General features: G+C 44.3%; 21 protein-coding genes and 3 tRNA genes. 1 reads left to right on the top strand and 23 read right to left on the bottom strand.

What is annotated here, in order from left to right:
• Positions 1-64: 64 nt before the first annotated feature.
• From nadA to aspS, 16 genes are all read right to left on the bottom strand, one after another.
• Positions 65-1,120, bottom strand: a complete 1,056-nt coding sequence (gene nadA / locus CW735_RS06225; protein ID WP_100971301.1) for a quinolinate synthase NadA — start codon at positions 1,118-1,120, stop codon at positions 65-67.
• Positions 1,121-1,311: 191 nt separating this feature from the next.
• Positions 1,312-1,387 (bottom strand) — tRNA-Lys (locus CW735_RS06220).
• A 34-nt stretch (positions 1,388-1,421) separates the two neighbouring features.
• Positions 1,422-1,497: transfer RNA gene (locus CW735_RS06215), tRNA-Lys, on the bottom strand.
• Positions 1,498-1,519: 22 nt separating this feature from the next.
• Positions 1,520-1,595 (bottom strand) — tRNA-Lys (locus CW735_RS06210).
• 313 nt (positions 1,596-1,908) lie between these two features.
• Positions 1,909-2,688: a tol-pal system protein YbgF gene (ybgF, locus tag CW735_RS06205; RefSeq protein ID WP_100971299.1), complete on the bottom strand. Its 780-nt coding sequence runs from the start codon at positions 2,686-2,688 to the stop codon at positions 1,909-1,911.
• The gene (gene pal / locus CW735_RS06200) at positions 2,688-3,254 is read right to left on the bottom strand and encodes a peptidoglycan-associated lipoprotein Pal (protein WP_071979478.1); all 567 of its coding nucleotides are present in this window, start codon (positions 3,252-3,254) and stop codon (positions 2,688-2,690) included. The genes ybgF and pal overlap by 1 nt, the downstream gene beginning before the upstream one ends.
• A 39-nt stretch (positions 3,255-3,293) precedes the next feature.
• Positions 3,294-4,649: a Tol-Pal system beta propeller repeat protein TolB gene (gene tolB / locus CW735_RS06195; RefSeq protein ID WP_100971297.1), complete on the bottom strand. Its 1,356-nt coding sequence runs from the start codon at positions 4,647-4,649 to the stop codon at positions 3,294-3,296.
• 4 nt (positions 4,650-4,653) lie between these two features.
• Positions 4,654-5,376, bottom strand: coding sequence for a cell envelope integrity protein TolA (gene tolA, locus CW735_RS06190; RefSeq protein WP_071981226.1), 723 nt, complete (start codon positions 5,374-5,376; stop codon positions 4,654-4,656).
• A 169-nt stretch (positions 5,377-5,545) separates the two neighbouring features.
• Complete coding sequence (gene tolR, locus CW735_RS06185; protein ID WP_071979480.1) at positions 5,546-5,965, bottom strand: protein TolR; 420 nt, start codon at positions 5,963-5,965, stop codon at positions 5,546-5,548.
• A 23-nt stretch (positions 5,966-5,988) separates the two neighbouring features.
• Positions 5,989-6,672: a protein TolQ gene (gene tolQ, locus CW735_RS06180; protein WP_071979481.1), complete on the bottom strand. Its 684-nt coding sequence runs from the start codon at positions 6,670-6,672 to the stop codon at positions 5,989-5,991.
• The gene (gene ybgC / locus CW735_RS06175; protein ID WP_100971295.1) at positions 6,662-7,060 is read right to left on the bottom strand and encodes a tol-pal system-associated acyl-CoA thioesterase; all 399 of its coding nucleotides are present in this window, start codon (positions 7,058-7,060) and stop codon (positions 6,662-6,664) included. The genes tolQ and ybgC overlap by 11 nt, the downstream gene beginning before the upstream one ends.
• 444 nt (positions 7,061-7,504) lie before the next feature.
• On the bottom strand, positions 7,505-8,509 hold the full coding sequence (ruvB, locus tag CW735_RS06170; RefSeq protein WP_071979483.1) for a Holliday junction branch migration DNA helicase RuvB: 1,005 nt from the start codon (positions 8,507-8,509) through the stop codon (positions 7,505-7,507).
• Positions 8,510-8,535: 26 nt separating this feature from the next.
• The gene (ruvA, locus tag CW735_RS06165; protein ID WP_071979484.1) at positions 8,536-9,159 is read right to left on the bottom strand and encodes a Holliday junction branch migration protein RuvA; all 624 of its coding nucleotides are present in this window, start codon (positions 9,157-9,159) and stop codon (positions 8,536-8,538) included.
• 54 nt (positions 9,160-9,213) lie between these two features.
• Complete coding sequence (gene ruvC, locus CW735_RS06160) at positions 9,214-9,732, bottom strand: crossover junction endodeoxyribonuclease RuvC (protein WP_071979485.1); 519 nt, start codon at positions 9,730-9,732, stop codon at positions 9,214-9,216.
• Entirely contained in the window at positions 9,732-10,172 is a 441-nt protein-coding gene (gene nudB / locus CW735_RS06155) for a dihydroneopterin triphosphate diphosphatase (protein WP_071979486.1), read from the bottom strand. Before nudB ends, ruvC begins: the two co-directional genes overlap by 1 nt.
• 3 nt (positions 10,173-10,175) lie before the next feature.
• Positions 10,176-11,936, bottom strand: coding sequence for an aspartate--tRNA ligase (gene aspS / locus CW735_RS06150; protein ID WP_100973188.1), 1,761 nt, complete (start codon positions 11,934-11,936; stop codon positions 10,176-10,178).
• A gap of 187 nt (positions 11,937-12,123) precedes the next feature.
• Here aspS and CW735_RS06145 point away from each other — a divergent pair, with 187 nt between their 5' ends.
• Positions 12,124-13,035 carry a DUF72 domain-containing protein gene (locus CW735_RS06145; RefSeq protein WP_232230609.1) on the top strand — a complete coding sequence of 304 codons (912 nt, stop codon included), beginning with the start codon at positions 12,124-12,126 and terminating at the stop codon, positions 13,033-13,035.
• Positions 13,036-13,070: 35 nt separating this feature from the next.
• Here the strand turns inward: CW735_RS06145 and CW735_RS06140 are convergent, their stop codons facing one another.
• From CW735_RS06140 to CW735_RS06110, 7 genes are all read right to left on the bottom strand, one after another.
• Positions 13,071-14,411 (bottom strand): sigma 54-interacting transcriptional regulator, encoded by a 1,341-nt coding sequence (locus CW735_RS06140; RefSeq protein ID WP_071979487.1) that lies wholly within the window; start codon positions 14,409-14,411, stop codon positions 13,071-13,073.
• The gene (locus CW735_RS06135; protein ID WP_071979488.1) at positions 14,408-14,992 is read right to left on the bottom strand and encodes a hypothetical protein; all 585 of its coding nucleotides are present in this window, start codon (positions 14,990-14,992) and stop codon (positions 14,408-14,410) included. The genes CW735_RS06140 and CW735_RS06135 overlap by 4 nt, the downstream gene beginning before the upstream one ends.
• A 57-nt stretch (positions 14,993-15,049) precedes the next feature.
• Positions 15,050-16,456: a sensor histidine kinase gene (locus CW735_RS06130; RefSeq protein ID WP_083595374.1), complete on the bottom strand. Its 1,407-nt coding sequence runs from the start codon at positions 16,454-16,456 to the stop codon at positions 15,050-15,052.
• 93 nt (positions 16,457-16,549) lie between these two features.
• Entirely contained in the window at positions 16,550-16,849 is a 300-nt protein-coding gene (locus CW735_RS06125) for a calcium-binding protein (RefSeq protein WP_232230610.1), read from the bottom strand.
• Positions 16,850-17,131: 282 nt separating this feature from the next.
• Complete coding sequence (locus tag CW735_RS06120) at positions 17,132-19,210, bottom strand: putative bifunctional diguanylate cyclase/phosphodiesterase (RefSeq protein ID WP_232368373.1); 2,079 nt, start codon at positions 19,208-19,210, stop codon at positions 17,132-17,134.
• A 180-nt stretch (positions 19,211-19,390) separates the two neighbouring features.
• Complete coding sequence (locus CW735_RS06115; RefSeq protein ID WP_071979490.1) at positions 19,391-19,840, bottom strand: tellurite resistance TerB family protein; 450 nt, start codon at positions 19,838-19,840, stop codon at positions 19,391-19,393.
• A 96-nt stretch (positions 19,841-19,936) separates the two neighbouring features.
• Complete coding sequence (locus tag CW735_RS06110; RefSeq protein ID WP_100971291.1) at positions 19,937-21,658, bottom strand: fused response regulator/phosphatase; 1,722 nt, start codon at positions 21,656-21,658, stop codon at positions 19,937-19,939.
• Positions 21,659-21,742: the final 84 nt, after the last annotated feature.

Raw genomic sequence — 21,742 nt, 5'->3', positions numbered from 1 at the left:
CCACTGCTTTTATCAAGCGCTTGCTTTAAAATTGTATGTAATTGCTTACAAAACAATCTAATCGTTAAAGACCGCCCTTTGCTTTTAATTCTGCAGAAAAGTTTAACATGCGATCGAGAGGAACCAGTGCTTCAGTTCGAAGTGAATCATTGACAAATATTTCATGTCCATCACTACCTTCGGTTAACGAAGCCTTAATCGCCTCTAACCCGTTCATTGCCATCCATGGACAGTGAGCACAACTTTTACACGTAGCGCCGTTACCGCCCGTTGGAGCCTCTATAAACGTCTTGTTTGGCTCTAGTTGTTGCATCTTGTAAAAAATGCCTTTGTCGGTAGCAACAATAAAGGTGTCATTGTCCATTTCTTGCGATGCTTTAATAAGCTGGCTTGTGGAGCCAACCGCATCGGCCATCTCTACAACACTTGCTGGCGACTCTGGATGAACTAAAATTGCTGCATCGGGATATAGAGCTTTCATGTCTGCTAGTTTTTGCGCAGAAAACTCGTCGTGAACAATACATTCACCCTGCCACATGAGCATGTCTGCGCCCGTTTGCTTGGCAATGTATGAGCCTAAGTGTCTGTCTGGGCCCCAAATTATCTTTTTGCCTTGGCTATCGAGGTGCTCAACAATTTCTAACGCAATACTTGATGTAACCACCCAGTCAGCGCGGGCTTTCACAGCAGCAGACGTATTTGCGTACACAACAACGGTGTGGTCTGGATGCTGGTCACAAAACTCACTAAATTCTTTTGCAGGGCAGCCAATGTCTAAAGAACACGTTGCCTCTAAAGTCGGCATTAGCACTGTTTTCTCGGGGCTGAGGATTTTTGCCGTCTCCCCCATAAAGCGCACGCCAGCAACAATAAGTGTTTGCTCTTCTGCGTCGCGGCCAAAACGCGCCATTTCAAGTGAATCGGCAACGCAACCGCCGGTCTCTTCAGCTAAAGCCTGAATTTCATGGTCGGTGTAATAATGCGCTACAAGCACGGCATTGCGAGACTTTAGTAAGTCTTTAATTTCAGCCTTTAATTCGGCCTTACGTACTTCTGATAAGGGTTGTGGTTTTGCTGGAAAAGGGTAATCAACCTGTTCCACACGAAATGCTACTGACATTTACCTACATCTCAATTGCGACAAGGGCTGCGATTATACCCAAGTGTCATAAAAATTACACACTGCATGATTCATAAAGTTGTAATAATATCAGCATAATGTGTTGGGAGAGTGTTCCCCAATTAAAATCGCAAGTTATAGGTAGTACTTACTTGAATGGGAATGCCGAAGATCAAACAAATGAGAGGAGATGGTGGGTCGTGCTGGATTCGAACCAGCGACCAATTGATTAAAAGTCAACTGCTCTACCAACTGAGCTAACGACCCATCCGATGACACGATATTATAAACTACAAAATGATGGTGGGTCGTGCTGGATTCGAACCAGCGACCAATTGATTAAAAGTCAACTGCTCTACCAACTGAGCTAACGACCCATCATTTGTGGTTTGAAAAGAGTGGTGGGTCGTGCTGGATTCGAACCAGCGACCAATTGATTAAAAGTCAACTGCTCTACCAACTGAGCTAACGACCCATCTTTTCGGTTGTTGCCTGTGTCTAGGCAACGGCGGCATATAATACTCAGATTTTTATCCGACGCAACCCATAATGGTCTTTTATTTCGATATTTTCACGAAAACACGACTAAGCGGTCAAAATCAAAACAAATAGCTGAGAATTTGTACCCAGCTTTGCCTAGTTTACTTAAAAATCGCTATTTGAACCGGTAAATAAGTACAACAAAGAGTTGTTGTTTACTTGTTGTGTCGTCGTTACTTAACTGCAACAAACAGGTACAGATTATTAATCGGATAGAATAAAAAAGCCCCATATCGGGGCTTTGATTATTACAAGTTATTTAACCTTGACTCAGCTAAACGTTTCGCTGACGAGTCAGGATATTCATTCACGACCTGCATAAAGAGCTGCCTAGCAGACGCATTATCGCCATTTCGCTCTGATATGACGCCCAGCTTTAATAGCGCGTCTGGTCGTTTCGTCGAATCAGAAAAACGATTGACAACGATATTGAACTGCTCGCTTGCATCGCTCCACTGCTGCTTGTTAAACAGCAGCTGTCCCAGCCAATAGTGTGCGTTGGGCGCGTATTCACTATTAGGGAAGCGTTGTATGAACGCTTGGAACGCGGGGATCGCTTTGTCGTACTCGCGAGATTTTAAAATAAGATTAACGGCGCTCTCGTATGCCTCACTTTCCCCCACTTCTGGAGTAGCTGCTACCACAGGTGAAACCGAGCTTGCGTTAGCGGTGTTTGACCCATCGACATTTGTGAGTGCACCGCTTTGCTTAAGTGCTTCAACGCGTTTATCTATTTCTAAATACAGTTCACGCTGGCGCTCTAGCACTTTTTGAAGTTGATTAGTATTCACTTCTAAAGCGCCGCGAAGTTGGTCAACCTCGTTTTGCATATTATCTAACTGAGTCTGCATTTTGTGCTGCATCTCAGTGCGACTTTTTACAATTCGCTCTAATACCACAATGCGCTGCTCAAGCTCTCCGCCACCGTTTGCATTAACAACAGGGGCTTGCGCGCTAACCGTAAACGCAGTGAGAGCGGCACATAGCGTGACGCTCCACTTTGCCGTATTTATCTCAATGAAAGTCATTAGCGGTATACAACCACTCCGCGACGATTTTGCGCGAATGCATATTCAGTTGAACCCATTACAGCTGGCTTCTCTTCACCATAAGACACTACTGACACTTGGCTACTGCTCACACCGGCATTTAAAAGGTATGTTTCTACAGCTTGCGCACGGCGTTCACCAAGTGCGATATTGTATTCAGGTGTACCACGGCTATCGGTATGACCTTCAATGGTTACATTAGTACCTGGGTTTTTGATAAGAAATGTTGCATGTTTGTCTAACAAACGCTGAAACTCTGGTTTAATGCTCGCACGGTCAAAATCGAAATAAACTGTTTGTTCGTTTTTCAGCGCTTCCATTTCCTGCTGAACCATTTCTTCTTGACGCTTCATACGCTGAGCAGCCTCTGCTTCAACGCGCTGTGCTTCAGCTTCACGAGCTTCGGCTTCGGCCTGTGCTTGTTCTTGGGCTAAGCGATTGCGTTCAGCCGCCATCTCTTCTTCACTAGGTCCCGACGAACATGCCATCATTGTCACTACTGGCAAGGCAATAATGAAGCTTTTCATCACTTTATTCATTTGCATCCTACTAATCCTTAATTTTATTGTTTAGTCGTTAAATTGTTAGAACAAAAATGGTGACCAACTCGGCGATTTTACTTGCCCATTGGCTGCTGGTAACCTAGCTTTAAAGCGCCCATCAAGAGAAACCAGTGACAACACTTGTTTCCCTTCATGTAGGGTACTGTAAATTATCATGCTTCCATTCGGCGCCACACTTGGCGACTCATCTAAGTAAGTTCTCGTAAGAACCTGAAGTGAATCTTCATCCAACGCTTGCTTTGCAATGTGGTAGTTACCATTGGTCTGATTCACCACCACCATCTGCTTACCATCCGGTGTTAACGTTGCGCCAAGGTTCTGTTCACCTACAAAGGTTACTCGACTTACTTTCCTTGAATTTAAATTTACGCTATATATCTGAGGTTTACCACCCCGTTCAGAGCTAAAAATTAACCCACTGCTGTCTGGAAGCCAGGCCGGCTCGGTATCGATAGCTCTGTTTCGCGTAATGCGACGTAAATTTTTGGTGGCCAGATCCATAATGTAGATCTCTGGATTACCGTCTTTCGATAGCACCATAGCAAGCTGCTTTCCGTCAGGCGAAAACACCGGGCTGCTATTAATCCCAGGAAAATCAGTAATTCGCGTGCGTTCACTGGTGTAAATGTTCTGTATAAAAATCTGCGGTCTGCGATTTTCAAAACTCACGTACGCCAAGCTTTCACCATCTGGCGACCACACCGGCGACATAAGAGGCTCAGGTGACGATAACAGTCGAGTCTCGTTTTCTCCGTCATAATCTGCAATAACCAATTGATAAGGTTTTTTAACGGTTTCTCTATCGCGAACGATCACATAGGCAATTTTGGTAAGAAATGCGCCGCGCACTCCCGTTAGCTTTTCATACACAATGTCGCTTATACGATGGGCATATTGACGAAAATCGCGACCACTCATTGACGCCTGACGAGCTACAATAACGTGCTCATTGCTGGTCATAAGTTTGCCGTCTTTAAGAACCTTGGCTTTACCACCGTCTAATTGCCCTTTGAGTATATCGACTAGTTGATAAGAAATAAGATATTTATCTGCGCCTTGCTGCTCGACACTTCCTACAAGCACAGTATCAACGCCCATGTTAGCCCATGCAGTGTAACTCACCTCTTGCGCTGTTTTTGGGTATTGCGGCATGCTGTCTACCGCTATCGGGTTAAATTTACCACTGCGGGTTAAGTCAGCCCTCACTACTTGCGAGATATCGCCTGGTGGGTTTCCTTCTCCTTTCCATTGAAAAGGAACAATGCCAATAGGCCTTGCACTATTAACACCCTCGGTGATTACAATCTCTAGCGTGGCAAAGGCTTTCGCACTAAGCAACATCGAGATTACCGTCATCCATATTCCAAGTTTTTTCATACCGCTACAATTCCACTTTTAAATTGATGTCTTTTAATTGCTCGTAAACGTCTGGTGCATCAGATACCGGAAGCTTATCAGCTCTTCGGACAGCACTTTCAGCTGCCCTACACAACGCATCATTACCTCCGAGAATGCGGATGCTGGTAACGAAGCCCGTTGTTGCCAATTTTATGTTGAGTCTACACTGTTTGCCGTCAAAACTATCGTCTGAATACAAATTCCGTTTGATTGTTTGCGTAATTAGCGCAGTGTATCTTTCTACTTCAGACAGCACCTGTTTTTGACGGCGCTGTTGCTGCGCAGCACGTTCTTGTGCAAGCTGCTCTTGCATAATCCTTTCCATCTCTGCGCGCTCAGCAGCTTCTTTTTCCTTTCTCTTCGCATCTGCCTTGGCTTTTGCTTCTCTTGCTTTACGCTCTTTCTCTTTTTGCGCGGCTAAACGTTCAAGCTCTTTTTGTCTTTTAGCCTCTGCAGCCTGCGCTTCCCTCTTTTCTCTGGCACGCTTGGTTGCTAAAGCCTGCTGACGCTTTCTCTCTGCCGCTGCCGCAGCTTTTCGCTGCCGCTCAGCCTCTTGCGCACGGGCCTGAGCTTCGGCCTGCGCTTCAGCCCGCTTTTTATCGGCAATAGCCTGAGCATCAATAAACGTTGCTTCTATCACAGGCGCGTTACTCGGCGCGCTAGGAAGAGGGTCTGGAGAGAAACTGACGCTAATAAGTAACACCATAGCCACAACAAAATGCAGCGCCAGCGACTTGTAAAGGCCTAGCTTTTCGTTATTTAACGGCGAACTAGCAGAAGTACGGCTACTTTTGGCATTTGCAGTGTTGGCATTATTGCCAGCCGCACCTCTATTTATCGTGTTTTTTTGATCACTGGGTTTAGACATGCATCGCCTACTCAACAGGATCAGTCATAAGGCCGACCGACGGAACGCCCGCTTGTTGAAGTAATACCATAAGCTGAATGACCTCATTGTACGCCACCTGCCCATCTCCCTTTACCACTACTGGAGTATTTGGGGATTTCTCCAGCTGAGTGCTTACAATAGCACCAAGCTCTTCTTCGCTTATAGGCGATTCCTGGTCATCGCCCACGTTAAGAAAGTACCTTCCCTTCACATCTACCGAGGCAATAATGGGAGGATTATCTTCTTGTTCAATGGGGTTCGCACTTGCTTTGGGTAAATCTACTTTTACCCCTTGAGATATAAGGGGCGCTGTTACCATAAAGATAATAAGCAGAACCAGCATAACATCGATGTATGGCACTACATTGATTTCTGAAACCGGTCTACGGCGTTTTCTAACGTACATATTATTGACCCCGCTGTAAACGCTTATACTTGCTGCGCTTGAGCTGCAGCTTGGCGGTGAAGAATTGCAGAGAATTCCTCCATGAAATTACCGTAACTGTTTTCTAATTTTTCAACTTGATGACTAAAGCGATTGTAAGCAATTACCGCCGGAATAGCCGCAAACAGACCTATCGCAGTAGCAATAAGCGCCTCAGCGATACCAGGCGCAACCATTGCTAGCGTTGCTTGCTGAACTTCACCTAGAGCAATAAAAGCGTTCATGATCCCCCAAACCGTGCCAAACAAACCTATGTAAGGGCTTATTGAGCCTGCTGTAGCTAAAAACGGTAGACGACTTTCAAGTTCTTCTACTTGACGAGACATAGAAACGCGCATTGCTCGATAAGTACCATCAACCACACCATTAGTAGGCGTATTAGATTTACGCAGCCTTACAAACTCTTTAAAACCTGCACAAAAGATGCTACCCATGCCGGTTAGCTGAGCTCTCGAAGATAACTCTTGATACAGTTTGTTCAAATCGGCACCAGACCAAAACTTATCCTCAAACTGACGCATTTCAGAACGTGCAGCATTTAGCGCTTTACTGCGCTGAAATATGAATGTCCAGGATGCGACAGAAACGCTGAGTAGTAGCAGCATTACCAGTTGCACAATAAAACTTGCTTGTAGAAACAAGCCAATAAAAGTGAGATCAGATGACACGCGAAATTTCCCCTAACAAAGTACGTGGTAGTCGTTTTGGCTTCATAGCCGTTATATCGACACAGGCAACCTGAATATCCGCAGATACCAATTTTAAGCCATTATTATTTTTTATCGTTTGTTGAAACGTCATACTAGCGCCTTTTAATTCTACAACGCGAGTTTCAATACTCAACAGTTCATTGAAACGCGCCGGCGCATAGTTATGCATCTCAACGCGTTTGACGACAAAAGCGATAGATTGTTCCATAAGTATATCTTGTTCATACCCAAAACCGCGAAGCCACTCGGTTCGTGCCCTTTCCATGAATTTGAGATAATTTGCGTAATACACAATTCCACCGGCATCCGTGTCTTCGTAATACACTCTTATTTGATGTAAGTGCATAACTATTCCTCTAACAACAATTTAATTAATCCATATGCCAGATAAACAGGCCATGAATTGCGACAAATAACATATTAAAACAAGTGCCAAACCACTATCAAACTTGAGCTTTAAACTTTTTACAACCACAAAATAACACATCATTTACACATTAGTTTTTCTAAGTCTAAAAAATAATTTTACTCAATTGAGTAATTCCAATAGATGTCTATAATGCACCGCATCAGTCGAACAGAGCGTGATGGTGCTAAGCACGGTCATGCAAGAGTTTTTCTCCTGTAGACATGAGTTCCCTGGATTTATTTCCTTCAACACTTGTTGTTTTAGCCCGCTCTATGAGCGGGCTTTTTTTTGCCTGTAACTCTTTAGATCAATTTATAAAGATAGAAATATTTGAAGCGAACCGACCACCACAGCCCTGAAGTGGTCATCCGTAGCCGAATGTTAGGTCGTTGGCGTGAAACCAAAGTGAAGATAGGCACGTTGCGAAGCTATACGTCCCCTGGGAGTACGTTGTAAAAAGCCCTGCTGTATAAGGAAAGGTTCGATGACATCTTCGATGGTCTCCTTTTCCTCTCCAATCGCTGCGGCTAAATTGTCTAAACCCACGGGGCCGCCATCAAATTTTTCTATAATAGCTGTTAGCAATTTACGATCCATATAATCGAAACCTTCTTTATCTACATCTAGCATATCAAGGGCTTTTGCTGCGATATCAGGTCCTACCGTGCCATCAGACTTAATTTCGGCGTAATCACGTACTCGTCTTAACAGGCGATTCGCAATACGCGGTGTACCTCTAGCGCGACAGGCAACCTCTGTTGCGCCTTCTTCTGTCATTTCTAGGTTTAGGTAGCTTGCACTTCTTGAGACTATCGTGGTGAGGTCTTTAACAGAGTAGAATTCAAGACGCTGTACAATGCCAAAGCGATCTCTAAGTGGCGACGTCAATGAGCCTGCGCGGGTTGTTGCGCCCACTAATGTAAAGGGCGGGAGGTCGAGCTTTATCGAGCGTGCCGCAGGCCCCTCTCCTATCATGATATCTAGCTGGTAGTCTTCCATGGCAGGATAAAGAATTTCTTCAACTACCGGACTCAGACGATGAATTTCATCGATAAAAAGAACATCGTTTTTCTCAAGGTTTGTAAGCAATGCGGCTAAATCACCAGCTTTTTCTAGCACAGGCCCCGAGGTCGTTTTAATGTTCACGCCCATTTCATTGGCAACAATATTGGCCAAGGTTGTTTTACCTAACCCAGGAGGCCCAAAAATAAGGAGATGATCTAGTGCGTCTTCTCTGTTGCGCGCAGCCTGAATAAAAATTTCCATTTGCTCACACACATGAGGCTGGCCTGTATAGTCTGCCAGCATCTTCGGCCGAATAGCGCGATCGATAACTTCATCTTCTGTATTAGCATCCGGCGTAATCAGTCTGTCGGCTTCTATCATTATTTATCTACTTATTAATTGCGTCATTATAGGGCTGCTTTTAATGCTTCGCGTATGAGCGACTCGCTCTCCATGCCATCAGTGTAAACACTGTCGACTAACTTACTCGCTTGCGCAGGCTTGTATCCAAGTGCAATAAGTGCACTTTGGGCTTCTTCGCGGGCGCTATTAACGTTAACGATAGTATTCCCACCAGAGAGTAAGTCACTGCTCGGTGGCGGAACAGCAATGCTTTGCATCTTTCCAAATTTGGCTAATCTATCTTTTAACTCAACAACAAGTCGCTCGGCGGTTTTGCGCCCAATGCCAGGTAGACTAACAAGAGCAGAAACGTCCTCGTTTTGCACACTAGCTAAAAACTGCGACGCCGACATGCCAGATAAAATAGCAAGGCCGAGTTTCGGACCTACACCGTTCGCCTTTATCAACTCACGAAACAATCCTCGCTCAAGTTTATCAGCAAAGCCAAAAAGTAACTGCGCGTCTTCCCGCACAACAAAGTGGGTGTAAACAACAACTTCTTCGCCCACAGCGGGCAATTGGTAAAAGCTGGTCATGGGCATATGTATTTCATACCCTACGCCAGCAACATCAACAAGAATTTCTGGAGGCTGTTTTTCAGCCAACGTACCGCGAATTCGTCCAATCATTTATATTCTCTTTTTATGCCCTGCACGTATGAAAAATAGATCGGTTCTAGAAGGTTATCGCAATCGGCCGCGCACTGTTTTGCGCGCTTGCCCTGCCATATTAATAAGACTTTGCTCAGTATTGGCATGGCACAACGCCACGGCAAGGGCGTCTGCTGCGTCAGCCTGGGGAGTACCGCTTAAGTTCAGCAAATGTTTTACCATGTGCTGAACCTGCGTTTTATCTGCGTTGCCCTTCCCCACCACGGCCTGCTTTATCTGCCTTGCGCTATATTCAGCGACAGGCAGTTGAGACTGTGTTGCAGCAACAATAGCAGCACCCCGCGCTTGCCCAAGCTTTAACGCAGAGTCTGGATTTTTGGCCATAAAAACCTGCTCTATGGCAAACTGCGAAGGATCATACTGGCGAATAATATCGCCCACGCCGGTAAAAATATTGGCAAGTCGAGAAGGTAAATCTGTTGTGCCAACTCGAATACATCCACTTGCTACATAGACCAATTTACCCTGCTTTCGCGCAATTAAACCGTAGCCTGTGATCCTAGAACCTGGATCTATACCCAGTATAACCATTAAGAAGCATTCGGTACAAACAATGATACCGCCTCTCTGTTTGACGGCGACCAAAGCCGTTGAAGAGCCTCTTCCTTTGACACCCATTCATACTGAAGGTGTTCGGTTAAACTAATTGGCGTATTACTACTGACTTTCAAAGAAAAGACGTGCTCGATATTATGCTCGGTACCAGGGGGATAACGATGTTGCCATCGTTTGCGGATAATGTATTTATTTTGTTTGTGGTGGTTATTAATGCGTAAACCTAGCGATTTTGCATCAATACCTGTCTCCTCGAACACCTCTCTATAGGCGGTTTCGATAGGTAATTCACCCTCTTCCAACGCACCCGTGACAGACTGCCAAAACGAAGCGTCGTCCATGCGTTGCAACAACAGCACTCGGTGGTGTTCGTCGTATAACACCACCAGCGCTGATTCAGGCTTTTTATATGCCATGATTTATGATTGCTTCTTCACCGTTGCAATGGCTAAATCTTCAAGCTGCTGAGGATTAGCCGGGCTTGGTGCCGAAGTAAGTGGGCACGCAGCAGTCGTTGTCTTCGGAAACGCCATTACGTCACGAATTGACGTAGCGCCCGTCATTAACATAACGAGACGATCTAAGCCAAACGCTAAACCAGCGTGAGGAGGCGCACCAAAGCGAAGGGCATCAAGCAAAAAGCCAAACTTGTTTTTAGCTTCTTCGTCATCAATACCCAAAATATTAAATACCGTAGATTGCATATCTTCGTTATGGATACGAACTGAACCACCGCCTAACTCTACACCGTTTAGCACCATGTCGTATGCATCTGATAATGCGTCTACTGGGTTGGCCTTTAACTCTTCAGGCGTAAGACCTCTTGGTGCCGTAAACGGATGATGAATTGCGTGAAGCTGTCCATCGAACTCTTCGAACATAGGGAAGTCGACTACCCAAAGCGGTTTCCAATCGCCTTCTAATAATTCAAAATCTTCGCCTAATTTCAAACGAAGTGCGCCCATTGCTTCAGTGACTGCATTGTAGGTGTCGGCACCAAATAGAAGAATATCCCCTGCCTGTGCGCCAGTGCGTTCAATAATGGCGTCAGTGATATCTTCACTTAAAAATTTAAGAACCGGTGACTGCAACCCTTCTTGACTCGGTGAAAGTTCATTCACTTTAATCCACGCCAACCCTTTAGCACCGTAAATGCCCACGAACTTGGTGTATTCATCTATTTGTTTACGCGAAAGTTTAGCCCCACCTGGAACACGAATAGCACTAACACGGCCTTTTGGATCCGTTGCTGGACCGCTAAACACTTTAAACTCTACGTGTTGCAGTAAATCAGCCACGTCGGTTAACTCTAGCGGATTACGCAAATCGGGTTTGTCGCTGCCAAAACGTTTCATTGCTTCTGCGTAGGTCATTTTAGGAAATTCACCTAAATCTACACCCAGCATTTTATTAAATAAGCTGCGGATCATACGCTCGGTAATGTCCATAACACCGGATGCATCTAAAAAGGTGGTTTCGATATCGATTTGAGTGAACTCTGGCTGACGATCAGCACGCAAATCTTCATCTCTGAAACACTTAACGATTTGATAGTAACGATCCATTCCCGACATCATCAGCAACTGTTTAAATAACTGAGGCGACTGAGGAAGTGCAAAAAACTCGCCTTTGTGGGTACGGCTAGGAACTAAATAATCTCTTGCGCCTTCTGGCGTCGCTTTGGTCAAAATTGGCGTTTCAATATCTAAAAAGCCTTCGTCTTCTAAAAAGCGTCTAACGGCACCTGTCACTTTTGCTCTAAATTGTAAGCGCTGGCTCATAACTGGGCGACGCAAATCAAGGTAACGGTAGCGCAGGCGCTGCTCTTCCGAGTTTTCTTGGTTCCAATCTAGGGGGAGCACGTCTGACTTATTAATCACTTCTAAGCCAGTACCTAATATTTCTATCTCGCCAGTGCGCATTTCTTTATTTATTTGACCTTCTGGCCGAGCGCGAACTTTACCGATAAGCTTCACACAAAATTCGCCGCGTAGCGTGTTGGCAACAGAGAGGACTTCTGGTAGGTCCGGGTCGAAAACAACCTGTACAATCCCTTCTCTATCACGAAGGTCAATAAAAATTACGCCACCTAAATCGCGACGTTTGTTAACCCAGCCACATAGTGTGACTTCTTGCCCAATGTAAGTTGAATCGATGTTCCCACAGTAATCTGTGCGCATGGTCGTTGACCCCTGATATTTTTCTTGCTTAACGTGACGATTTACGCACTTTGTGGCACTTTTTGTTTGCTCTACTTCAGCACTGCTATAAACAGGCAATCAAGTAGGCAATAAAGCCCAGCGTAATCATTACACTGATGTATTAGAATAAGGTCGCATAGTATAAACAAATGCGCCGTAAAGCCCAATGACAAATATGAACAATCCCGTATTGAATACGGGCGGAAATTCAAAAAGCCTGCCGCCCGTTTTTATTGGCTTACCCATGTGGCAACACAGTCACTGGCCAAGCTCATGGTTTGCATCTTTTCCCAAGGCACAAAGTCAGCTTATTCATTATGCAAAAGAATGTAACACCGTTGAAGGTAACACTACTTTTTACTCTCTACCTGATATTAACGCTGTAGAACGGTGGGCAGACTCGGTTGGCGAAGACTTTTCGTTTACGTTTAAATTTAATCAGCAAATTACTCATGTTAATCAACTGCAACACTGTGAGGACGAGGTAAAGCAGCAGCTTTCATTATTGGCGCCACTAAAGCAAAAACTTGGCGTAATGATGGTTCAACTTCCCGCGAGTTTTGGTCCCGCAAAACTTGCTGTACTCGATAATTTTCTGAGCCTGCTTCCCAACGATCTGCATGTAGCCGTTGAAGTAAGACATCTGCAGTTTTTTGCTAAAACAGATGAAGAGAAAGCGTTAAATCAACTGCTGATTGCTCACAATGCTAATCGTATTATTATGGATACAAGAGCGCTTTTTACTGGCCCGGAAACTAGCGAAATAGTAAGAGAAGTAAGAATTAAAAAACCCAAAGTGCCTGTGAACGTTATTGCCACTGGCGAAAAGCCAATAGTGCGCTTTGTTGGCAACGATAATGACGACGACAATACCGCCTGCCTTCGTCCGTGGGTAAAAAAAGTGCACCAGTGGCGCTTTGAAGGGAAAACGCCATATTTCTTCTGTCACCGCCCAGACAATAAAGATGCGCCTTGGTTAGCATCTTTATTTATCAGCATGTATAACGACGCATTTCCTGGTACGCCTATCCGGGCACTTTCACTTGCGAAGAACCCTCAGCAAGACAGCTTATTTTAATTGATGAGCTGGATACAATTGATGAGCGGGATACGTTAGCGAAAATCAGCAGCATCCAATTCATGCTTTTTCATTAATTTATGCATATCAGTGCGATTTCTCCCCGCAAGGTCAGCCGCACGTGTCACGTTACCATCAGTCATTTTTAATAGTTTGAAAAGATACTGCTGTTCAAAAGCATCTCTAGCTTCGGTCAGTGTTGGCCAACTTTGCCTTGTTGCAGATAATGCTTGCTCAACGAGGTGTAGCGGTATTACTGGGGTTTGGGTTAGCGCGACACATTGCTCAACCACGTTAACTAATTGACGTACATTGCCCGGCCAAGACGATGTAGCTAACTGCTGCATGGCATCATCTGAAAACTGACTGACTTCCACACCGTGTCGCTGAGCACTCTTTTGCAACAGCGTGCGCGCAAGAAGAGGTATGTCTTCACTTCTCGCTTTTAGTGAAGGAAGTTTTAAGTTCACCACGTTTAAGCGATAGTAAAGATCTTCTCTAAATGTTCCCGCTTCCATTTCTTTGTGCAAATCTTTATGCGTTGCTGAGATGATTCGCACATCAATATCGACTTGTTTACTACTGCCAACAGGGCGAATTTGCCGTTCTTGAAGCGCACGCAGTAGCTTAACTTGCAGTGTCATTGGCATATCGCCAATCTCATCTAAAAACAAGGTACCGCCATCAGCTTCCTTAAACAGGCCAGGATGTGCAGTTACCGCACCGGTGAACGCCCCTTTTGCATGCCCAAATAGCTCGGATTCCAAAAGATTCTCTGGCAATGCGCCACAGTTAATAGCAACAAAAGGCTTTTCACTGCGATCGCTTGCCTTGTGAATAGCGTTTGCAAGAAGCTCTTTACCCGTTCCACTTGCGCCACTGATAAGCACAGATACTTCGCGCTTCGCTATTCGAAAAGCTTGGTCTAGCACATTGAGCATCTCTGGAGAGCGAGTAATAATTTCTTTCGCCCAGTCTCCCGGTTTAACCGCCTGTGACTGATTGAGCGCTTTTTGCAAAAGTGCACGCAGTTCTTCATGTTCCACTGGCTTTGGCAAAAATCCGAATACGCCACGCTGAGTGGCCTCTATGGCATCTGCAATAGTGCCGTGTGCAGTCATCAAAATAACGGGAATATCTTGTCGTATGGCCATTATTTCTTCGAATAAACTTAACCCATCGAGCCCTGGCATACGCAAATCGCTGAGAACCACATCAAAACTGCTATTTTGTAGTTTTTTTAATGCAGACTGTCCGTCTTCAACGGCTGTAACATTATAGCCCTCGCCTTCTAAACGAATAGTTAGCAACCTAAGTAGGCTTTTATCATCATCGACCAACAATAAGTCAGGGTGGTTGTTCGCCTTGTCACTCATTGCTGCGTACTCCTATTTTTATCCATTAATGTCGCTTCTATCTGTAATAGTTCTTCTAATTTCTTACGCAATCCGTCGAGCTCATTTTGTAGCTCAATTAACTTTTCACCGCGGGAGGTGTTTTCTTTTTCCAAAACCACTAGCGCTGACTCAAACTGCATTAGTAAATTGTTTTGCTCTGACGCAATAACGTCGATGGCCTTTCTGCTAACCGGCTTAAAACCCTCTAAAACATCGTTAACTGCAAGCTGTGCTCTTAGCTTGTCTTGGTAAGGAGTATCGTTTGGAAGCGTAAGAATGTAGGCGTGCAACTTATCAAACTCGCTATCCGTTAACGCTGTTAAGATCTCTTTTCTCTGAGGCCATGATTGATCTGATGCCCTTATCCAAAGGTTTACCCAATACCTCGCATCACAGTTGTGTTTAAATCCTTTTGGCGCAGTCTCATACAAGCAAAACCTTTTACTTAACGTCTGTGAATGCCCTTCTCCGGAAGCGTCAGGCAACTGCTTTTTCGAGCTGGATAAACTCTCACAACCGACTAGAAAGAACACGGCGATAAAGAAACAACTTAATCTCATTTTTATTTTTCCTGTTGCGCAGTTATTGCACTGCGACACTGTCACACTGTCACGTTGTCAAGCTGGGCGAGTTTCATTCTGGGCAATGGCTACCCGAAAGCAAACATCCGCATAGTCTACCTCTACTACTTGCACATCGCCATGCATAAGTCGCGCGCAATCGGCAACAATGGACAATCCTAAGCCAGTACCAATGACATTATCGTTACGTGGTTCGGTACCTCGAATAAAAGGTTCAAACATAGTGTCGATTGACTCTGGTTTAATTGGATTACCGTGATTTGCTACATCAAGGAAAAGTATCTCGTTTCGTATATACACACTGACATATATCGGCTTGCCCACGGCACCGTGAGCCACTGCATTAGATACAAGGTTATCGAGAATTCGACGAAACAACTCTTCGTCTAAAATAACTTCTTCTACCTGAACATCTACAATAACATCCCGATTTTGAATGGCTAACGCATAGTCTTCAATACATGCATCGATAAGCAGCTTTGGTTTGTATTGAATTAATTTTGGCTGGGCTTGCTGGAGCAACAAATTGTAGTCTAGTAATTTTTCAACCAGCGTATTGAGCCTTTGCGTGCTGCTGCTTAATAACGACAGCACTTCTCGCTGATTATCATTTAAATCACCCACAACATTTTCAGATAGTAGACTACACCCTTCCTTAATACTCGCTAATGGAGTTTTCAATTCGTGTGCGGCATGTCGCAACAGCGCAGTGCGAATATGCTCAAGCTGTTGGAGACGGTCGTACAGCCAATGAAGATCTTTTTCAACATCCAGTAATTCTCTTGGCGCATGTCGAGTTAATGGCGGTAGCTGCCCCTTACTATGAGCCAAAATACGAATGATTTTTTTAAGATTGTTTACCGGATTAACAATGAGTTGACTGCCCAAAAGTATTAACAGTAGTGAGACACTGACCAGCATTGCGGTAGACCACGCCTGCTTTGCTTGCATCGCGTTTAGGTCGTTTTGCTGGAGCTGAACTCGCTCGGAGATCACAGTTTCTACTTCCCGACGAAGTTGAGTAACACTGTCTTTGATAGTGGCTAAATAGGCATTTAAAAGAAGCTGATCTTCAATGTCGCGATAACCCGCTAACTGATCAATTTGAGTGGTTAAGAAGCTGCATATTTCACCATCACCCAATCCCTGGCACAAGTTGTCGGCAGCCACTGCAAATTGCTCTAACGCATTGTCTGATAGCGTCGCCACTCGCTCACTCTTTAGCACGGAGTATTGTCTTATGCTGCGTTCAACATCGACAACTGCATTATCGAGACGCTGTACGTCGCCCACAATTTCAACAACAAATCGAGTTTCAAGTGTCGTCATCTGACCCACTTTTGCCAGATCGCTCTGACTTTGCCAAAGTAACGCAATAAGCGGGATAAGGGCGAGTACGAAACTTCCCAGCGTTAACTGCCGTAGAGAGCCTAGCTGAACTATACGTTCGCTTAAGGAAAATTTTTTAACCAGAACTTTATCCTCTCTACATGTCATCAATATTTTCAGTTTTGCTTAACGCTGGTACACGCTGAGCTAATTTTCTTGCGCTACCGCGACTTTGCTAGCACCGCTGGTAACTCGAGGAGTAAGTGAGCTCATAGCAAGTTCTTGTTCCGTTAACTTTCCGTCCTCGTCATCATCGATAAGCCCGAAATTACGCAATAGTTCTATGTGTTGAACCGCTTCTTTTAGCGAGATAAAGCCATCCTCATCTTTATCGAGTTCTTGCATTAACATATTGGCAGGCGACGCAGTAGCTGAACCTATCGACAGTACTTGAATCAATATACACGTAAAAAGACCGGTAACTAACTTCTTTGAATTCTTCATCATAAATCCCTCGTAATTGACTAAAATTACATCCGTTTGACCCAACTTTTCACAATTCACTTAGCTCAGTCTTGTCTGCTAAAAAGAAATTGCAACAACATCAACGACTAAAAAGTTTTGGTCGAGTTCACAACAAAGGACAATGCTAAATTCGCGCCAACCTACTTAAAAGATGGGAATAACACTATTTATCAGTACTTTAATAAAAATTAGGGTGTACAAGGATAATTAAGGTGTCGCAGAAAGGAAACACTTCATGGGTGTCGGTATTTTTTGGTGTCTGAATTAGGACCTAAATTGACTTTCTTCATAGAAGGACGCAGAGCTAAGCAGAGTCTTTAAAGGCACTGGTTTACTAAACATATAACCCTGAACATTGTCACAGCCATGCTGTCGCAGATAGTCCCACTGTTCAAAATTTTCAATACCCTCGGCACATACCGTCAGTGAGAGACGTTTCGCCAAATCGATAATAGCTCCTGTTACAAGCCTGCTGCGTTCAGACGTTTGAAGTTCCATGACAAATTGTCTGTCGACTTTGAGCGTATCAATAGTGATCTGGGTAAGGTAACTCAGCGAAGAATACCCGGTGCCAAAATCATCAAGTGCAATAGAACACCCCATGTTACTCATTCTTCTGAAGAACTTATTAGAAAGCTCGAAGTTTTCAAGGTAAGCACTTTCTGTTACTTCAAATTCCATATTTTCGGGGTTTACGTCGTATAGATTGAGCGTGTTGTATATGTAATCAAAAAGCTGCGCGTTTCTTAAATCGTGCCCAGATAAATTAACCGATACTTTGAAATTTTTGGGTGCCCACTGCTTTATGTCAGGGAAATCCATGCATACATGCTTAATAATCCATTGGGTTATCGCTGTTATTTTTCCGCCTTGTTCGGCAATTGGAATGAATTCATTTGGCATAACCATGCCGAACTCAGGGTGCTGCCAACGAATAAGCGCCTCTGCACCAATAACATGGCCCTGGTTGTCTACTTTAACCTGGTAGTAAACAATGAACTCGTCTTCACGTAAACCTTGCTCGATACCGTTTGCAATTTGCAGCTTGCGTTTGTGCGACTCCACCATATTGGGAGTGAAAAGCGTGTAACTTCCTCGCCCTTTTGCCTTCGAACGATACATGGCTAAGTCGGCATTACTCATTAAATCACTCAGCTCGTAATTAGCATCACTCGCTTTTGCAACACCAACACTTAGGCCAACGGTAAGAGAAAGTCCGCGCATCTCGAAAGGTTCATCGAAAGCAGATAGTAGCCTCACTGCTAATTGCTGTGCTGCGTGGTCAGTCACTTCTCTGTCGGGGAAAACAATAAACTCATCTCCCCCTAAACGGGCGAATAAATCATCATTGCGAAGCAAACGCTGAACTCTGTCCGCCACTTCTATCAAAATTAAATCGCCAGTCTCATGACCAAGAGAGTCGTTTATACCTTTAAAACCGTCTAAGTCGAAAAACAAGAGCATCATGTCTTCGTCGTTTCGCTTTGCCCGCGCTAGCTCTAGTCTTAGGTTATCAAGTACGTATTGTCTGTTTGGTAGACCAGTCAAACTGTCGTAATTGGCTAATCTAGCCATAGTTTCTTGCTGATCGAACAGCGTTTGTTTTTGCTCAAAGTTTATTAATAGCTCTACCTCAATTGTATCGAGCAGGCTGTTAATGTTGTCGCCTAACTTTCCAAACTCATTTTGTGTGGCAATAGACGTGCGCAATGCATAATCTTTTGTCTCAAACAAATTTTGAGTAAATAGTCGCAGTTCAGACAAAGGCTTTATAAGGTGGCAAATAACTAGCAAGCATGCGCCAACACAAAGCAAACCTATAGCCAAAATCAAGGACGCTTGACGAACTAACTTTCTCGCACTGTGAACGGGAACAGCAGCCTGTGCGTCGGCGTTAATGATTATATGACCAAGCGGATATGTGCTTGTGCCGACAAGATTATGCGAGGTAATTATGCCGTCATTTGAAGAGGTAATACCGAAAGGAACATCTTGTGGTATAACCGCTCGGGTGCTGACATATTCAGACGCCGGTTTTAGCGAAACTGATGTAATCTCTTCGAAGTTAGTATCGTAAAGTGTAACGGAGATAAGATAGTCGTAGTCTCTCACGGCTTTAAAAAGCAATTCGTATTTATCGACGTTTTTTGAGCCTGTATCCGCAAAAACGCTCAACTGCGACGCAAGGCTTGTGCCCAAAGCACTGGTGTTACTCTCAACAACTTCTTTTAAAAGTGCATCATGTTCAAGTTTGTTAACCACAAATACGGCAAGAGCGAGCACTAGCATTGATACTGCTATTACCGCTCCGATGGTTACCTTAACTGACTTAAACAAAACCACACCTTAATTCGATTATCGATTATAAAAAACAGCGGCTTATGTTACCCGCTTAAGGTGGAGAATAATATGTGAGGACGAGGTTAAATAACAACTCTTTTTCACCCCGCCTTAAAAGCCATAACTCGCCTAATCTTGCTTATTAACCTTTGCATATCAAGCTTTGCATATTAGCCTTTGCAACTAGTCGCTGCTGTTTTGCTGCTTCACATCGAGTTTTGTTTTAATAAATTGGCTGTGGGGAACGTACAGTAAGTCAGCAATTTGCCGAATGGTACTTTCTTCAAGAGGTGCTAATGTGCTGTCTGCATAGGCAATAGCCCAAAGACTACGAATAATGTTGGCTTTTTCATCGGCACTACAGTGAGCGTTGACGACCTTGGTAAACTGCACAACATCGATAGCGTTCTCAGAGGTTTCCTCTCCCTCTTCAAGTAGCAATGAAAGCGCCTCTTCATCAAGGTTAACGTGCTTTTTGAGCTGCTGATGATAGGCCTTGCGCTCCTCATCGGTTACCTCATTGTCGGCGTTAACTATTTCGCTTAGCAATGCGGCAGTGGCAAGTTCGAGTGAATACTTGGGCTGCTCTTCTTTTTTAGCGTCTTCAAAAAGAGTAAGAAATCGTTTCAGCATAATATTTTCCGTGTGTTGGTTATCTCCATTTAATAGTATCTGTTACTCAAAAACAGCGGAAATCGTTTAATTGCGCTATTTTGACGCTAACAAGAGCTAGGGAGTGCCCTTAGTATCTATAGTACAAATGACTTTACTGCCCTTGTCTTCAAACCACATCTGCTCGCACATGGCTTGAACAAGGGCCAGTCCTCTTCCGTAAGATTCGTCATCGTTTACACTTTTGAGGTTATCCCAGCTAAATCCACGCCCACTGTCTTTAACCGTAATACGAATTTTATGCTGATTGGGCAATGCTTCAATTGTGATAGTGATGCTGGCGTCACTGAGTTGATTCAGCAACTTTTCTCGCAGTTGATAATAGGTATGAAAGCCTTCGCTAGTGCTTTTAAGCTTAGAGTCTAATAGCAAAACACCGTGCTCTAACGCGTTATTAAATAACTCAGATATTACCGTGTAGAGTATAGAGCGAACATTTTGGATACCCTCACACTGGCCTGCTATTTGAAGCACGCGCTGCAGTACGTCTGGTTGTTTTAAATGTTCAGCAGAAAGGGCAATCTCATGTAAAGACGGCAAAGCAATACCTGAATTATCCTTGGGCACTAATTCGATGGGCTGTGATGCAAAGATAACCGCTGATATATCGTCGTCAAAGGTCTTGCTGACACTGTAATTGAGTACTTTCTGATACAACCCCTCTGCCGTAACCGTCTGATTCTCACGCTTCATTGAATGAATAATATCTACCAAACCTTCTTCCATGAGCATGTGGTTAGTCCCGTTAGCAACTTCGATAAGCCCATCGCTTACAACAATGAGTTGTGTTCCTCGGCTCAGGCTTATCGTATCGCATTGAGTATCAAACTCTTCATTCTCGAGTATTCCTAGCGCCATATGCCGAGCGGGTATCTGCCTTAACCCTTCTGGCATACCAACTTCCTCGAATCTTGAACCCCCTATGAAAGCTGATTCTTTATTCGCCTGCGATGTGTTGCATATTACTGCGGGCATGCCTCCCTGCCACAGAGTGACTCGCGTGCCTGATGCATCGATTTCGCCCACTACAGCAGCCATAAACATATCGTGGGGAAGGAATTTTAACAGTATGTGATTGAGCTCTTTGGCAAGCTCAGATACAGATACTCCCTGCTGTGATAATTCTTGAAATGCTCTAGTCACAGGCAGTGCACCAACAGCTGAAGCCAAGCCGTGGCCCGTGAAGTCTCCAACGACAAAATAAATACCGCCACTCGGGCTGGCCTCACACAAAAACACATCGCCATTGAAGCTTTGTGCCGGCTTTATGCAATAATCAAAATACGATAGTACTTTAGGATCGTTAACAATCGCATTGCTAAAAATGTGCTCAACAATGGCATGCTCTCTTGCCACGCGCTGATTGAATAACAGTAGGGCTTTGTTTTGCTGCTCAATACGCAAACTCAGCGCTCTTATTTGAAGATGAGCGCGAATTTTGGCGATAAGAATGTGTTTATCGAAAGGCTTTGTTGCAAAGTCATTTCCACCAACGTCTAAGCATTTTACTAAGCTTTCTTTATCGTCGAGCGCTGTAATAAACAAAATGGGCAAATAATGTTCAGTGGCATGAGAACGAAGATGCTTTACGACATCAAATCCGCTCATATCAGGCATCACCACATCAAGTAATACGAGATCAGGTTGCTCACGTTTGTATTTATCGATTGCCTCGGCACCATTTGCAGCCTCAATACAATCAGTGTACCCAGCGTTTTCCAACAAGTTTACGAGCAAAATTCGGTTAATAGACTCGTCGTCTACAATGAGTATTTTCATAACCTATTCCAAAGCAACAAAGCTTTTTTATTAACTGCTTTTTTTTGGGGACACGGGTTTACTCGCGCTTATTTAGTTGCTCCC

Source organism: Alteromonas sp. MB-3u-76 (assembly GCF_002831605.1).
GTDB classification, from domain to species: Bacteria; Pseudomonadota; Gammaproteobacteria; order Enterobacterales; family Alteromonadaceae; genus Alteromonas; species Alteromonas hispanica.
Note: the sequence above shows the minus strand (reverse complement) of the source record. Positions and strands in the feature narration are given on the sequence as shown.